The sequence below is a fragment of the Solicola gregarius genome (genome assembly GCF_025790165.1).
Classification (GTDB): Bacteria; Actinomycetota; Actinomycetes; order Propionibacteriales; family Nocardioidaceae; genus Solicola; species Solicola gregarius.
The window spans coordinates 420,758-434,681 of the sequence record NZ_CP094970.1 but is presented as its reverse complement, the minus strand read 5'-3'; the positions used below and the strand labels follow the sequence as shown (position 1 = coordinate 434,681).

The window sequence follows — 13,924 nt, the reverse complement described above, 5'->3', positions numbered from 1 at the left end:
GCTCGTACAGGGGGCAGCCGGTGCCGTTGTTCCAGGGCACCGTCGACGAGCCGACCGCCAAGCAGTACCTCGACAAGCTGCTCGAGCTCGCTGTGAGCAACGGCATCACGGGCACGGCGCAACCCCGCCAGACGGCCGGCGAGGACGACGAGGAGGGCAGCGACCCGCGCTTCGCCGAGGCCGACGAGGCGCTCGGCTCGGGCGACCTCGAGGCCGCGGTCGCCGCGTACGAGAAGCTCGTGTCCGCGAACCCCGCCGACAGCGAGGCCGCCGAGCGGCTCGCCGGTGTCCGGCTCATGCAGCGTACGTCGGGCGCCGACCTGAATGCCGCCCGTGAGCAGGCCGCGAACAATCCCGACGACATCGACGCCCAGCTGCTCGTTGCCGATCTCGATGTCAGCGGCGGGCACATCGACGACGCGTTCGGCCGCCTGATCGACCTCGTCCATCGTACGTTCGGCGACGATCGTGAGCGCGTCCGGCTGCGCCTGATCGACCTGTTCACGGTGGTGGGCAATGACGACGAGCGCGTCGGTCGCGCGCGTCGGGATCTCGCTGCGGCGCTCTTCTGAGCGAGCGCGGCCGCTACCTGTCGTCGTTCGCGCGCCGTGACGCCGTGCTGGCCGTACCCTGATCCCAGGGCCGAACACGCAGTGCCGAACAAGACAGGGGCCATCGATGCGGCGGATCGCGGGGGGCGTCCTTGCGCTGGTCGGCCTGTGCATCGCGATCCTCGGTGTCGCGCTCGCTGTCCTGGTCGGCACCGACGACCGCGCCAGGACCGGTCCTCATCGGATCGAGGCCGACGGGGTCGCCGTCGTGACGGCGCCCGACGCGATCAGGTGGTCGAACGCGACGGTGACGTTGGATGTCGAGGTTCCCGACCGCAAACCCGTCTTCGTCGGCGTCGCGAACTCCGTCGATGTCGACGACTACCTCGCCGACACCCGAGCCGTGCGGGTCGACTCGCTCGACGTGCCGTGGACCATCGAGACCTCCAAGCAGAGCGGTCGTCCATGGCTGCCCGCGTCGCCGCTCGCTGTCGACTGGTGGACCGAGCAGGCGAGCGGCATCGGAGGCGCCGAGCTCGAAGTTCGAGCTTCCCGACGAGACGGTCTCGGTCGCCGTCCTGGCGGTCGGCGCGAGTGACCTCTCTGGGTTGACCGTGACCGCGTCGTACCACGTACCCGACGGATTCGTGATCGGGTTGGGAACGGCGGCGATCGGGCTCGGACTGATGCTCGCGGCTGTGGTGGTCTGGCGGGGACGGGGCCGCTCCGACGTCGTGGACGACGCCGGGTACGTCTACGTCTACTTCGACGAGGACGGCAACGAGCACCTCATACCGCTCGACGAGCTCGACGAGTACGAGATCGTCGACGTGACAGGGGAGAAGCATGGTTCGACGTAGGCTCGTCGTGCTCCTGGCCGCCTTGCTCGTACCGCTCGTCGCGTGCGGGCTCCCGGCTCGTAAGGATCCCGAACCTCCCGCCAAGGTCGCCGCGAGCAGGTCCGAGGCCGCCACGATCTTCGACCGCTACGTCGACGTACGAGCGACGGCGTACGAGCTGCTCGACCCGGGGCCGCTGTCCACGATCGAGGCCGGCTCCGTGCTGCAGATCGACTCGGGCGCGATCTCGGTGCACCGCCTGCTCGGCGAGCAGGCGCCGAACGACGCGGTGAGCAGCTCCGACGTCACCGTGCTCGACGTGTACTCGCCGCGGTTCGGCACGTACCCGCTGTGGTTCCTGGCCGTCGTACGCGACGACGATCGCGGCCTCACCCGGGTGCAGGTGTACGAACGCCCGGCCGCGGCGATGCAGTGGGCGCTCGTCGCGAGCCCAGAGACGACGTCCGAGGAGGCGCTACCGGAGCTGGGGTTCGACTCGCACGGTGCACTGGAGACGCTGCCCCCCGGCGACACGTCCGGGTTGGTGGCCTCGCCGACGGCGGTCGCCGCGACGTACGCGACCGCGCTGGAGAAGCCCGGCTCGCCCGAGGCAGGCCAGATCGGCACGGACGGGTTCGTCGAGGAGGTTCGCCGGGTGAACGGCGACCTCGCGGGAATCAAGGGGATAACGTACGACCAGACCTGGACGCCGCAGCGGGTGAAGTACGTCGTACGCACGGCCGACGGCGGGGCGCTCGTGTTCGCCACCCTCACCCGCAAGGAGAAGTACCGGATCAAGGACGGCGCCTTCGTCGACTGGCCGGACGGCTCACCGCAGAAGGCCTTCCTCGGCGGCAAGCTGTACGCCCGTGGCGAGCTGCGCTACTTCCACCAGGTGCTGCTCTACGTACCGAAGGCCGGCGACGGCAAGCCCCATGCGATCGGGCAGTACGGCGGGATCGTCGACGGCGACGGCTACTGAGCGTCGCGCCGGTGGATGTTTACCATGTAAACATGGTAAACATCCACCTTGCATCGTGAATATGCCGTGCAATGCGGCAGGATGCCGTGCAAAGTCGACGCCATCAGACGATCGTGACCCGATTTCGCGTATACAGCGTCCTGGAGCGCTCGAGATCGGCCTTCGTACGGTTGGCCGTACGCCTGGCGACCTGACTCTCGAGCTCGCCCCAGATCGTGCGCGTCATGCCCTTGTGCTCGGCGCGTATCGCGTCCTCGCGCACCTTCTCGTCGGTCACGACTTGTTCGGGTGCCCTGTCTCCGAAGGCGTCGCGTCGGTACTTGATCAACCCGTCGAACTCGCCCACGTGGCAGTAGAGATCCCAGGCGAAGTCCGTGATGCCGATCAACACGCCGTCGGACGCTCGGATCTTCACCTGGAGATCCGGTGCGGGGATGTTGAATCGAAAGAACAGGAACCGATTGCGAGACTCGCCCGGGCTCTCGGCCCGGCCGTCGGCCAACAGGATGCCGAACCGGACCTGGCGCGTACCCGGGCAGTGCTCCATGGCCGCGGCCTGGCGGTCGAGCGACTCTTCGTCGGTAGCGCCGAGTCGCAGGGCCGAGTCGAACAGGACGATCCCGGCCTCGAGACTCGCCGTCGTGGCGGCCTCGCATACGGCGCGGGGAGCCTTGACCGACGGGACTCCGTCGACGACCTCGATATCGGACTCGTCGATCGACGCGCGGTGGTGGACGACACCTGCCTCCCGCCGGCTCGCGCCGCCGTCAAGACGCACGACGTGCACCTGCGAGAGGTCGTGGCCCCACAAGCTCATGCCCCGCAGCGCGCATGCGCTCACCGAACATGCCGCTACGGCTCCGCCGGACTCGCGTACGACGGCATTGGTCAGGACGACGTGGCGTCCCTCGGGGTGCAGGTGGTCCCATGTCTCCGCGAACGCGTACGTGCCGTGCCGAATGCGGCGTACGACGTTGGTGCGGAGTGCGCGCCGGATATCGCGCGGGTGGTAGCCGGCTTCGAGCGCTTGGTAGGTGCGGAAGTAGCCGCCGTTTGATTCGGCGATCGCGGTCAGAACATCCATACCTGCAAGGTGCCGCCGCGCCGTCGAATCCGTCGGCGGAGCTGGGCCGACTGTGGAGGGTCGGCGTCCCTGTGGATGCATTGTGGCGCGAGTACTTCCGGATCCTTACCCTGTCGCCGTACGCCTTGCATGGCAGTCGTCCGCCCTGCATGGTGAATTCGCCATGCAGGGCGGATGTTTACCATGTTTACATGGTAAACATCCATCGTCGACGGCGACGGCTACTGAGCTCAGCGGCCGTGCTCGCGGTACGCCGGGGCGCCGGCGGCGAGCGCGTCGAGCAGCTCGATGGTGACGGCGGTGGCGCGGTCGCGGACGATGTCGTCGTCGCACCAGTGGACGCCGGCGATCTCGGTACGCTGCAGGTGCATCGCCTGCGTCAGCGAGGAGTCGGCGACACCGAGGTCGAACACGAACACGCACGCGTCGTCCCAGCCCGCCCAGGCCGGCAGCCAGTTGACCGTGCGCAGCCCGCGGATGCGGACCTCGATGTCGAGCTCCTCGCGCAGCTCCCGGACGAGCGCGTCGGCAGGGGACTCGTCGGGCTCGACGACGCCACCGGGGAGGTCCCACTCGCGCTTGTACGTCAGCTCGCACAGCAGGACGCGGCCGCGCTCGTCGTGGAGCAGCCCCTGCGCGATCACCCGCTTACGCGGCAGGCTGGAGTTCAGGATGCCGATGAAGCCGTCGCGCTCGCGTACGTCGGGGTCGTGTGCGAGCCGCGCGAGCAGGATCAGGTCGAGGCGCTCACCCGCAGCCGCCTCGTGCGCGCGCAGCCGGCCCTCGAGCCGAAGACCCGATCGCGCGGCTACCCGCAGCGCCGCGCGGTTGTCGGGTGCTACCCGCGCCTCGACCCGCGCCAGTCCGAGGTCGTCGAACGCGTACGCGATCAGCCGGCGGACGGCCGCCGTTGCGACCCCGCGACCGCGGTACGCGGGGTACGTCGTCCACGCGAGCTCGCCGCGCCGGTCTCCGGCCTGCCGCACCTCGACGGCGCCCACCGGCTCGCCGTCCTGCTCGACGACATACCCGATCAACGGGTCGTCGCCCGACGGCGTCCGGCGGCGCAGCACGACGCCGCCCTCGGCCTCGAGCGTCGGCTTGGCCGGGTCCGTCATGAAGCAACCTCTCGGTGGAGCCACAGGACGCCGAGCGGCGGAAGCCGAAGCTGCGCCGACGCGACCCGTCCGTGCATGCTGGTCGGCTCGGCCGTAACTGTGCCGAGGTTCCCGACGCCCGAACCACCGTACTCGACTGCGTCGGTGTTGATGATCTCCGTCCACGCACCGATCGCCGGCAGTCCGAGGTGGTACGTCTCATGCGGTACGCCGGCGAAGTTGGCGACACATGCGACCGTGTCCTCGCCGTCGGTGCGAAGGAACGAGAACACGTTTCCCGTGGCGTCGTTCGCCTCGATCCAGGAGAAGCCCGCGGGCTCCTGGTCGAGCCGCCACAGCGCCGGATGCTCCCGGTACGCGGCGTTGACGTCGCCGACGAGCCGGCGCAGCCCGGCGTGGCCGGGGTCGTCCAGCAGCCCCCAGTCGAGCTCGCCGTCGTCGGACCATTCGCCCTCCTGGCCGAGCTCGGCGCCCATGAAGACCAGCTGCTTGCCGGGGTGCGCCCAGACGTACGCGAGGAGAGCGCGGAGGTTGGCGAGCTGCTGCCACCGGTCACCCGGCATCCGCGCCAGCAACGAGCCCTTGCCGTGCACCACCTCGTCGTGCGACAGGGGCAGGATGAAGTTCTCGGAGTACGCGTACATCATCGCGAACGTCATCCGATGGTGCGCGTGCTGGCGGCCGATCGGATCGGTGCCGACGTACCCGAGGCTGTCGTGCATCCAGCCGAGGTTCTGCTTCAGCCCGAAGCCGAGGCCGCCGAGGTGCGCCGGCCGGGTCACGCCGGGCCACGCCGTCGACTCCTCGGCGATCATCGCGATGCCGGGGTTGCGTGCGTAACAGCTCGTGTTGAGCTCGCGGAGGAACTGCACGGCGTCGAGATTCTCCTTGCCACCATGTACGTTCGGCGCCCACGCGCCATCGGGCCGCGAGTAGTCGAGATACAGCATCGACGCCACCGCGTCGACGCGCAGGCCGTCGGCATGGAACTCCTCGAGCCAGAACAGCGCGCTCGCGATCAGGAAGTCGCGCACCTCCCGGTCGCCGTAGTCGAAGACGTACGTCCCCCAGTCGGGGTGCTCGCCCCGGCGCGGGTCGGCGTGCTCGTACAGCGGCGTGCCGTCGAACCGCGCCAGTGCCCACTCGTCGCGCGGGAAGTGTGCGGGGACCCAGTCGAGGATCACCCCGACGCCGGCGCCGTGGAACGCGTCGACGAGCGCCCGGAACTCGTCGGGGGTGCCGAACCGGGCCGTCGGAGCGAAGTAGCCGCTGACCTGGTAGCCCCACGACCCTCCGTACGGGTGCTCCATCACCGGCATCAGCTCGACATGGGTGAAGCCCAGGTCGGTGACGTACTCGACGAGCTCCTGGGCCAGCTGAGGGTACGTGCGGCCGCGCCGCCACGAGCCGAGGTGCACCTCGTAGACGCTCATCGCGTCGGCGTGCGGCAGTGCGTACGCGCGCCGCTCGAGCCACTCGGAGTCCTGCCAGTCGTACGTGCTGGCGTACACGACCGACGCGGTCTCGGGCGGCTCCTCGGTGCACTGGGCGAACGGGTCGGCCTTGAGCCGGCGGACGCCGTCGACGCCCTCGACCGCGTACTTGTACCGGTCACCGGGCCGCGCGGGGGCCTCGCCGCGCCACACACCGTCGGGGCCGCGTTCGAGGGCCGTGCGGTCGTCGCCCCAACCGTTGAAGTCGCCGACGACGTCCACCCGCACGGCGTTCGGCGCCCAGACCGCGAACCGGGTGCCGCCGGGTGTCGGATGGGCGCCGCGGGTGTTCCAGAGTCCTGGCAGATCACGCGTCGGAACCACGGAGCGTAGTGTTTCACGGAGATTTCGCCGGGTTGCATGAAGGTATCGAACGGCCGAAGGTCTGGCCCCAGACCCAATGTTGTGGCAACGTACATATACCCGAGCGGCGTGAGCAGGGGCCGTCACCGCCGGTCAGAGTGCAAACGACGGGCGTCGCCGAGGCGGCGCCCGTAGTCAGGTTGACCAACGTTATGGTCGCCGACGCGAGCGACGGGGGACGTCGGCGACGGACAGCGAGAGGACAGAGATGCCCAAATCGCCTGGAGCGACTGCGCGTCGACTACCCGTTGAGATGGCCATGCTGCGCATCAGCGAGGCGCGCCACCGGCTACCGCGGATCCTGGGGACGGCGCAGCTGGTGATGCTCGGCCTCGGCGTCATGATCGGGGCCGGGATCTTCTCGCTGTCGGGTCAGCAGGCCGCGGCCAACGCCGGTCCGGCCGTGATCGTGTCGTTCGCGATCGCGGGTGCCATCTGCTTCATCGCCGCGTTGTCGTACGCCGAGCTGTCGTCGACCATCCCCGTCGCGGGCAGCTCGTACACGTTCACCTACGTCGCGTTCGGCGAGCTCTGGGGCTGGTTGGTCGGCTGGGCCCTGATCCTGGAGCTGGTGCTCGCCGCGAGCATCCTGTCGCGGGCGTGGTCGACGTACTTCGTCGCGACCCTGGGCGAGTTCGACGTCAGCCTCCCGAGCTTCGTGCTCGATCACTCGCAGGCCGACAGCACCCTCAACCTGGTCGCACCGATCGTCCTGATCGTCCTGACGATCCTGGTCGCCACCGGGACCAAGCTCTCGGCGGGCGTCCTGTCGATCGCGGTGCTGATCAAGGTCCTGGTCATCCTGCTCGTCATCGGCGTCGGGTTCTCCTACATCGACACCGACAACTACACGCCCTTCATCCCGGACGCGCAGACCGTCGGCGACGCCGGCACGGTCTGGTCGTCGCTGACCGGCACCGACACGTCGTACGGCATCGCCGGTGTGTTCGCGGCGACCGCCGTCATCGCGTTCAGCTACATCGGGTTCGACCTGATCTCGACGGCCGCCGAGGATGCCAAGGAGCCCCGGCGCAGCGTGCCGCGGGCGATGCTCATCTCGATCGCGTTCGTCACCGTGCTGTACGTCGCGATGGCGGCCGTGCTGGTCGGGATGCGGCCGTACAACGAGCTCGCCACCGCTGCTCCGGTGTCCGACGCGTTCTCGGCCGCCGGTGTCGGGTGGGCGGCCAAGGTGATCAGCGTCGGTGGGCTCGTCGCGTTCACCACGGTCATCATGGTCGTCCTGATCGCGCAGAGCCGGGTGCTGTTCTCGATGGGCCGCGACGGTCTGCTCCCCGGCCTGCTGGGCCGGGTGAGCAGGCGCTACTCGACACCGACGAACGGCTCGATCATCGCCGGGCTCGCGGCCACCGTTGTCGCGATGTTCCCGAAGATCGGTGAGCTCGAGCAGATGCTCGTGCTCGGCGCGTTCTTCGCGTTCTTCTCGTGCTCGGTCGGGGTGCTCGTGCTCCGCCGTACGCAGCCCGACATCGAGCGGGGCTTCCGGGTGCCGGGTGTGCCGGTCGTACCTTTGCTGGCCGCCGTCGCGATCGTCTGGCTGAGCCTCAACGTCACCGGTGAGACCTGGATCCGATTCGTCATCTGGATGGCGATCGGCCTGGTGATCTACCTGGCCTACGGGCGCTCGCACAGCGCGCTGGCGGGCCGGATCGGCATGGGCACTCCGGTCGGGTCGCACGGCAAGCACGCTCTCTGATCGGCGGACGCCCTTGCTCAGAGACCGTTCTCCGGGGCGTCCTTGCCGCTCATCGTGCGCATGGACCGCATGATCCAGTTGCCGCCGACGCGGGTGAGCGAGACGACCCGCTCGACGTTCTGCTCGACCTCGAGCTCCTTGCCGACGCGTTCGCCCGAGTACGTGGACGTCTCCTCGACGATGGCGATCGCGGTGCCCTCGTTGATCGTCAGCGACCCGACCTCGACGTCGAGGTCCGCCTCGAAGTAGACCGTGCCCTGCTGCTCGAGGTCGCGTTTGTGCTCGCGGATGAGGCGGTACGTCTGCTTCTCGGCCGTGATCGCACCCTGCGACATCGTGATGCCACCGGACGAGCGGCCCTCCAGCAGGTCGGCGGCCGCCGACGGCTCCTCCTCGTCCTCCTCAGCGTCCTCGTCGTCCTCGCTGCTCGGATCCGGCGACAGCAGCTCGTCGTTGCGGGCGGTGATCAGCTTCGTCACCACGGTGCCGACCTGCGCCTCGGACAGGCCCTGTTCGGGGGCGCGTGTCGCGAGCACGTTGTTGATGCCGTAACCGGCCGCCGCGCCGAGCAGGATCAGGACGACTGCCGTGATGATCCCGGTCGTCCGCCTGCTCATCGTGCTCCCTCGGTCTCGGTGCCGCGGACCACGACGACGTGGGCGGGTTCGTCGGCGGGGTCGAGGCGCACGTAGCTGTGCTCCCTCCACTCCCACGTCCGACCGCTGATCTCGTCGTACGCCGCGAAGCCAGCGTCCCAGTCGAGCCCGAGGTCCGGCATGGTCAGGTGCACGATCGTCTCATGGGCCTCGTGCGGGTCGACATTGACGACGACGATCACGACGTCGTCACCGGATCGTTTCGAGTAGCACAGGACCGCGTCGTCGTCGGTGCGATGCACCGTCAGCCGACGCAGCTGGCGCAGTGCCGGGTGCCTACGCCGCAGCGCGTTCAGCCGCGTGACGTACGGCGCGAGCGACCGCCCCTCCGCCTCCGCGGCGGCCCAGTCGCGGGCCTTCGCCTGGTACTTCTCGGAGTCGAGGTACTCCTCGCTGTCCGGCCGGATCGCGACGCGCTCGTACAGCTCGAACCCCGCGTACATGCCCCACGACGGCGCGGCGGTCGCGGCGATGGCCGCGCGGATGCGAAACGCCGCCGGGCCGCCGCGCTGCAGGTACGACGTGAGGATGTCGGGGGTGTTCACGAACAGGTTCGGGCGAACGACGTGTGCAGTCTCCCTGCTCAGCTCGGTGAGGTACTCGGCGAGCTCGGCCTTGGTGTTGCGCCAGGTGAAGTAGGTGTAGCTCTGGTGGAAGCCGACCGTCGCCAGCGCGCGGACGAGCGCCGGCCGGGTGAACGCCTCCGACAGCAGCACGACGTCCGGCTCGGACTCACGCAGCTCGGACAGCAGCCGCTCCCAGAACGGCAACGGCTTTGTGTGCGGGTTGTCGACCCGGAAGATGCGTACACCGTGCGTGATCCAGAACTCGACCACCCGCCGGATCTCCGCGTACAGACCTTCGGGGTCGGTGTCGAAGTCGAGCGGGTAGATGTCCTGGTACTTCTTCGGCGGGTTCTCCGCGTACGCGACGGTGCCGTCGACCCGGGTCACGAACCATTCCGGATGATCGGTGACCCAGGGATGGTCCGGCGCGCACTGCAGGGCCAGATCGAGCGCGACCTCGAGCCCACGCGTACGCGCGGCGGCCACGAATGCGTCGAAGTCGTCGATGGTGCCGAGGTCCGGGTGAACGGCGTCGTGGCCACCCGCGCTCGAGCCGATCGCCCACGGACAGCCCGGGTCGTCGGGGCCCGCGGTCAACGCGTTGTTCGGTCCCTTGCGGTTCACCTCTCCGATCGGGTGGATCGGCGGGAGGTACACGACGTCGAACCCCATCGCCGCCACCGCGTCGAGGCGATCGATCGACGCGCGCAGCGTGCCGCCCTCCGACCGCGGGAAGAACTCGTACCACGCACCGACGAGTGCGCGTTCGCGGTCGACGCGCAGCGGGTACGCGGGTGACGCGCCGCGGTGGTCGCGCAGGGGATGGCGCTCGAGGACCGCACGGACCGCATCGTCGGTGCCGGACGCGAGCCGCCCGGCCGCGGAGATCGAGGTGTCACGCAGCCCTGCGACGGCGGCCGCTACCGCGTGGGCGTCGTCGGAACCCGCGGCGAGCGAGTCGCGGGCACGCTCGAGCAGGACGACTCCCTCGGCGAGCATCAGCTCGGTGTCGACGCCGGCGGCGACCTTCACCTCCGCGTCATGCACCCAGGTCGCGTACGGATCGGCCCACGACTCGACCCGGAACGTCCAGGCCCCGGTCGACGGGGCCTCGACCCACCCTTCGAACGCGTCGTTGCCGAGGTCGCTGATGGCGGCGAGCGGACGATCGACGCCGTCCGGACCGGTGAGCACGACACCGGCCCGGACCCGTCCGCGTCCTTCGCGGAACACCCGTGCGCGTACCGGGAACCGCTCGCCCGGCACCGCCTTGGCTGGGTACGCGCCGTTCTCGACGACGGGTTCGACGTCGGTGATCGCGATTCGGGAAAGCATCGGCGACAACTCTATGGTGGGGACGGGCGTCCACCGGGCAATGCCCCTGCCGGCACTTCGGCACGCGTGACCCCGATATGAGGCAAACTTCAACTAGAGGTCACCGCGGGCCGCGATCGAGAGGACTCAGCATGACGACGCTCCACGACGAGGTTGTGGGCGTGGCAACCGCGTTGACGGCGATCGACACCCGGTGTGGACAGGCGGCCTCCAGGCTGCGTGACCTCACGCCCGAGGACGCCGGCCCCCGCGCCGCGGCGACCACCTACGACGAAGCCCTGAACCGGCTGCGCCGCGCGCTCGACGACGTGGCGGCAGATGCGGCGAGCGCCGCCGACGTCGTACGACGGTTCGCCGCCGACGACGACACGCGTTCGCCGGAGGAGCCCCGGTGAACCCCGAACGCTTCCTCGGATCCGACCCGACACCGGGCGACCTCGCGGCCATCGACCAGGTGCTCGGTGTCGTACGCGACGTCGTCGTCGTACTCGCCGAGACCCGACAGCGCATCGACGATGTCGTCGGGCCCGAGTCGATCTGGCAGGGGTCCGAGGTCGAGCCGATCGTCGACGGCATGACCCGGCTCTCGACTCGGCTGCGGACGGTCGAGAACTCCGTCGCGGCCTTCGCGGGCGCGTGGCAGGAGTGGCGCTCGGGCGTCGCGAACCGGCAGGACGCCACCGCGGAGCTGGTCGAGGAGATGAGCCAGCTCGCCGGTGTCGATGACGCCGAGCCGCGCCGCGCCGACGTACGCCGGCGGGCCGCCGAGCTGGCCGCGGGCCACGAACGCGAGGCGGCCGGCCTGGTCGGCGCATGCGAGGACCTCATCGCGAGCGTCAGCGTCGACCGTCGCGACGACGAGGACCTCGCCTCCGCGCTCGCGCGTGGGTTCGGTGGGCTTCGCGAGGCGGTCGACGAGTGGATCCGCGGCGTCAGCGACGAGGTGCAACGCACGACCGGTGAGCTGGACGACGTCGCCGACGTCACCGCGGTTGCGCCGCAGCTGATCGGTGTCGGCGCGCCGGCCGGCGGCATCACCTCCGACAAGGCCTGGGAGATCGCCGCGAAGGCGCCGGCGTCGTACCGGCTGAAGGAGGCGCTGCGGCGCGACTGGCCGGAGTCGGCGCCGCCCTCCCTGCAGCCCGCTTCGTTCGACAGGCCCGACCGGCGCTCGCCGGGTCGCGCGATCGCAGACCGCATCCGGGGCATCAACCGTGGAGGCGACTCTTCGTGACGACAACCGACGAGTCGACCCGCATCGACGTCGACCTTCCGCCCGAGTTCCACGCGGTACCGCTCGACCCCGCCGTCGAAGACCGCGCGGTCGCGCAGCGCGAGCTGATCGAGACACTCGCCATCGACGACGCCGAGCGTCGCGAGGGACTCGGCTGGTTCCTCGAGGCGCTCGCCCTGATGACTCGCGACACCCATGTCTCGGGCACCGCGTTCTGCGCCGTCGAGCTCGACGGCCGGCCGTCGACCGCCACGCTCACGGTCGCGACGCAGGCGATGCCGTCCGACGGTCCGCTCGTGTTCGCCCAGGGCGCGTACGAGAGCATGCGCGCCAAGGGCGGGTACACGTCCGTGCGGCTCGACCGCATCGGCACGGTCAGCGGTGTCGTCGCTACTCGCGAGGTCGAGGTCGACGGGCGGTCCACGCAGCAGATCACGGTCGTCGTACCCGTGCCCGGGCAGCGGCTCGGGGTGTTCGTGACGGTCGCGACCGACGATCTCGACCACGCGGCGGTCTACGAACAGGTCGCCGTCGACGCGGCTCGGTCCGTACGAGTGACGGCGGTGCACTGACCCGGGTAGCGTTCCCGTGTGACACGTGACGCCCCGGCGCGACTGGTACGCCGGCCGCTCGACGTCGACCTGTCCGCGACCGACATGCTGCGGGTGCTGCGTGACGAACCCGGCCTGTGCGCGCTGATCGGCGACTGGTTCGGCGGCGGTGCGATCATCGGGTTCGACCCGGTGCGAACCTCCGGCGCCGACGACGACCCGTTCGCGCTGAGCATTGACCGGCTCCCGGTGAGCGGCGCGGGGTTCGGCGGAGGCTGGATCGGCTACTGGGGCTACCAGCTCGGTCGCCGTATCGAGCGGCTGCCGGATTCGCCGCCCCGACCGACGCCGCTCCCGGAGTTCCGGCTCGGCTACTACGACCACGTGTTGCGCCTCGATGCGGCGACGGCGACGTGGTGGTTCGAGGCGCTCGCGACCGACGCGCGCTCGGATCACCTCGACGCCGAGTTCGCTCGCGTACGTCAGCGGGTCCGATCCGGTGGGCCGCAACGTCAGGCGTACACGATCGCCCCGTTCACCATGCTCCCGTCGCCCGCCGAGCACTGCGCCGTCGTCGCCGCGACGCTCGAGCACATCGTCGCGGGCGACATCTTCCAGGCAAACCTGTGTACGCGCCTGGAGGCGGCGTACGACGGCGACCCGCTCGACGTGTTCTGCGCGGGCGTCGACGCGCTCGCTCCCCGGTTCGCGGCGTACGTGCCGACCGACGACGGCGCGGTCGCGAGCCTGTCGCCCGAGCTGTTCCTCCATCGGACCGGCCGGGAGGTGCGTACGTCGCCCATCAAGGGCACCGCGCCGCTCGCCTCGAACGTCCATGCGCTGGCCGCGTCGTGGAAGAACCGCGCAGAGAACATCATGATCGTCGACCTGATGCGCAACGACCTCGGCCGCGTATGCGAGCCGGGCTCGGTACGAGTGCCCGAGCAGCCGCGGGCCGAGCGGCACACGGGCGTCTGGCATCTGGTGTCCGACGTCGTCGGCCGGCTGCGAGACGACATCGACGACGCCGACCTGCTGCGGGCGACGTTTCCGCCGGGCTCGGTGACGGGCGCGCCGAAGGTGCGGGCGATGGAGATCATCAACGAGCTCGAGGAGACCGGGCGCGAGGCGTACACCGGTGCGGTCGGGTACGTCGGTGCGGCGGGCCTCGAGCTGAACGTCGCGATTCGCACCTTCGAGTTCAGCGGCGACACGGTGTGGCTCGGAGTCGGTGGCGGCATCGTCGCCGACTCCGAGCCCGGCGACGAGCTGCGGGAGTGCATCGTCAAGGCGACACCGCTGCTCGATGCGATCGGAGCGCGTCTCGACGACGGGGTGCGCCGCGCGGTCGACGCCACCCGGTCGCCCGACGCGGGCGCGGCCGTGTCCGATGCGGTCTCGGTCTCGGTGTTCGACCCCCGCAACCGCCGCGCCC

Annotated in this window: 13 protein-coding genes and 1 pseudogene; 9 read left to right on the top strand and 5 right to left on the bottom strand. The window is 70.0% G+C overall.

Annotated features, from left to right (window positions below):
• Nucleotides 1-20 precede the first annotated feature (20 nt).
• The 4 genes from L0C25_RS02225 (at nt 21) to L0C25_RS02210 (ending at nt 2,372) form a co-directional block, all read left to right on the top strand.
• Nucleotides 21-572 (top strand): tetratricopeptide repeat protein, encoded by a 552-nt coding sequence (locus tag L0C25_RS02225; RefSeq protein ID WP_271634749.1) that lies wholly within the window; start codon nt 21-23, stop codon nt 570-572.
• 106 nt (nt 573-678) lie between these two features.
• Nucleotides 679-1,149 carry a hypothetical protein gene (locus L0C25_RS02220; RefSeq protein ID WP_271634748.1) on the top strand — a complete coding sequence of 157 codons (471 nt, stop codon included), beginning with the start codon at nt 679-681 and terminating at the stop codon, nt 1,147-1,149.
• Between the two features lie 16 nt (nt 1,150-1,165).
• Nucleotides 1,166-1,411 (top strand): hypothetical protein, encoded by a 246-nt coding sequence (locus tag L0C25_RS02215; RefSeq protein WP_271634747.1) that lies wholly within the window; start codon nt 1,166-1,168, stop codon nt 1,409-1,411.
• Nucleotides 1,398-2,372 (top strand): hypothetical protein, encoded by a 975-nt coding sequence (locus L0C25_RS02210; protein ID WP_271634746.1) that lies wholly within the window; start codon nt 1,398-1,400, stop codon nt 2,370-2,372. Before L0C25_RS02215 ends, L0C25_RS02210 begins: the two co-directional genes overlap by 14 nt.
• Nucleotides 2,373-2,475: 103 nt before the next feature.
• Here L0C25_RS02210 and L0C25_RS02205 read toward each other — a convergent pair whose 3' ends face one another.
• The 3 genes from L0C25_RS02205 to glgB all read right to left on the bottom strand — a co-directional run bounded on the left by L0C25_RS02205 (nt 2,476) and on the right by glgB (nt 6,391).
• Nucleotides 2,476-3,456 carry a type IV toxin-antitoxin system AbiEi family antitoxin domain-containing protein gene (locus L0C25_RS02205; RefSeq protein WP_271634745.1) on the bottom strand — a complete coding sequence of 327 codons (981 nt, stop codon included), beginning with the start codon at nt 3,454-3,456 and terminating at the stop codon, nt 2,476-2,478.
• Between the two features lie 230 nt (nt 3,457-3,686).
• Nucleotides 3,687-4,574, bottom strand: coding sequence for an NUDIX hydrolase (locus L0C25_RS02200; RefSeq protein WP_271634744.1), 888 nt, complete (start codon nt 4,572-4,574; stop codon nt 3,687-3,689).
• A complete protein-coding gene (gene glgB / locus L0C25_RS02195) occupies nt 4,571-6,391 on the bottom strand; it encodes a 1,4-alpha-glucan branching protein GlgB (RefSeq protein ID WP_271634743.1) in 1,821 nt (606 codons plus the stop codon). Before glgB ends, L0C25_RS02200 begins: the two co-directional genes overlap by 4 nt.
• Before the next feature lie 298 nt (nt 6,392-6,689).
• Here glgB and L0C25_RS02190 point away from each other — a divergent pair, with 298 nt between their 5' ends.
• Nucleotides 6,690-8,147, top strand: coding sequence for an APC family permease (locus L0C25_RS02190; RefSeq protein ID WP_271634742.1), 1,458 nt, complete (start codon nt 6,690-6,692; stop codon nt 8,145-8,147).
• A gap of 17 nt (nt 8,148-8,164) precedes the next feature.
• On the opposite strand, the gene L0C25_RS02185 is transcribed toward L0C25_RS02190, so the two are convergent.
• On the bottom strand, nt 8,165-8,764 hold the full coding sequence (locus L0C25_RS02185; RefSeq protein ID WP_271634741.1) for a hypothetical protein: 600 nt from the start codon (nt 8,762-8,764) through the stop codon (nt 8,165-8,167).
• Nucleotides 8,761-10,704 (bottom strand): maltotransferase domain-containing protein, encoded by a 1,944-nt coding sequence (locus L0C25_RS02180; protein WP_271634740.1) that lies wholly within the window; start codon nt 10,702-10,704, stop codon nt 8,761-8,763. The genes L0C25_RS02185 and L0C25_RS02180 overlap by 4 nt, the downstream gene beginning before the upstream one ends.
• Nucleotides 10,705-10,835: 131 nt before the next feature.
• On the opposite strand from L0C25_RS02180, the gene L0C25_RS02175 reads away from it, so the two are divergent.
• The 4 genes and pseudogenes from L0C25_RS02175 to L0C25_RS02160 all read left to right on the top strand — a co-directional run.
• Complete coding sequence (locus tag L0C25_RS02175) at nt 10,836-11,099, top strand: hypothetical protein (RefSeq protein WP_271634739.1); 264 nt, start codon at nt 10,836-10,838, stop codon at nt 11,097-11,099.
• On the top strand, nt 11,096-11,938 hold the full coding sequence (locus L0C25_RS02170) for a hypothetical protein (protein WP_271634738.1): 843 nt from the start codon (nt 11,096-11,098) through the stop codon (nt 11,936-11,938). The genes L0C25_RS02175 and L0C25_RS02170 overlap by 4 nt, the downstream gene beginning before the upstream one ends.
• Nucleotides 11,935-12,510, top strand: coding sequence for a hypothetical protein (locus tag L0C25_RS02165; protein ID WP_271634737.1), 576 nt, complete (start codon nt 11,935-11,937; stop codon nt 12,508-12,510). Before L0C25_RS02170 ends, L0C25_RS02165 begins: the two co-directional genes overlap by 4 nt.
• A gap of 84 nt (nt 12,511-12,594) precedes the next feature.
• Nucleotides 12,595-13,791 (top strand): annotated as a pseudogene (locus L0C25_RS02160) (aminodeoxychorismate synthase component I); the annotation flags it as partial.
• Nucleotides 13,792-13,924 lie beyond the last annotated feature (133 nt).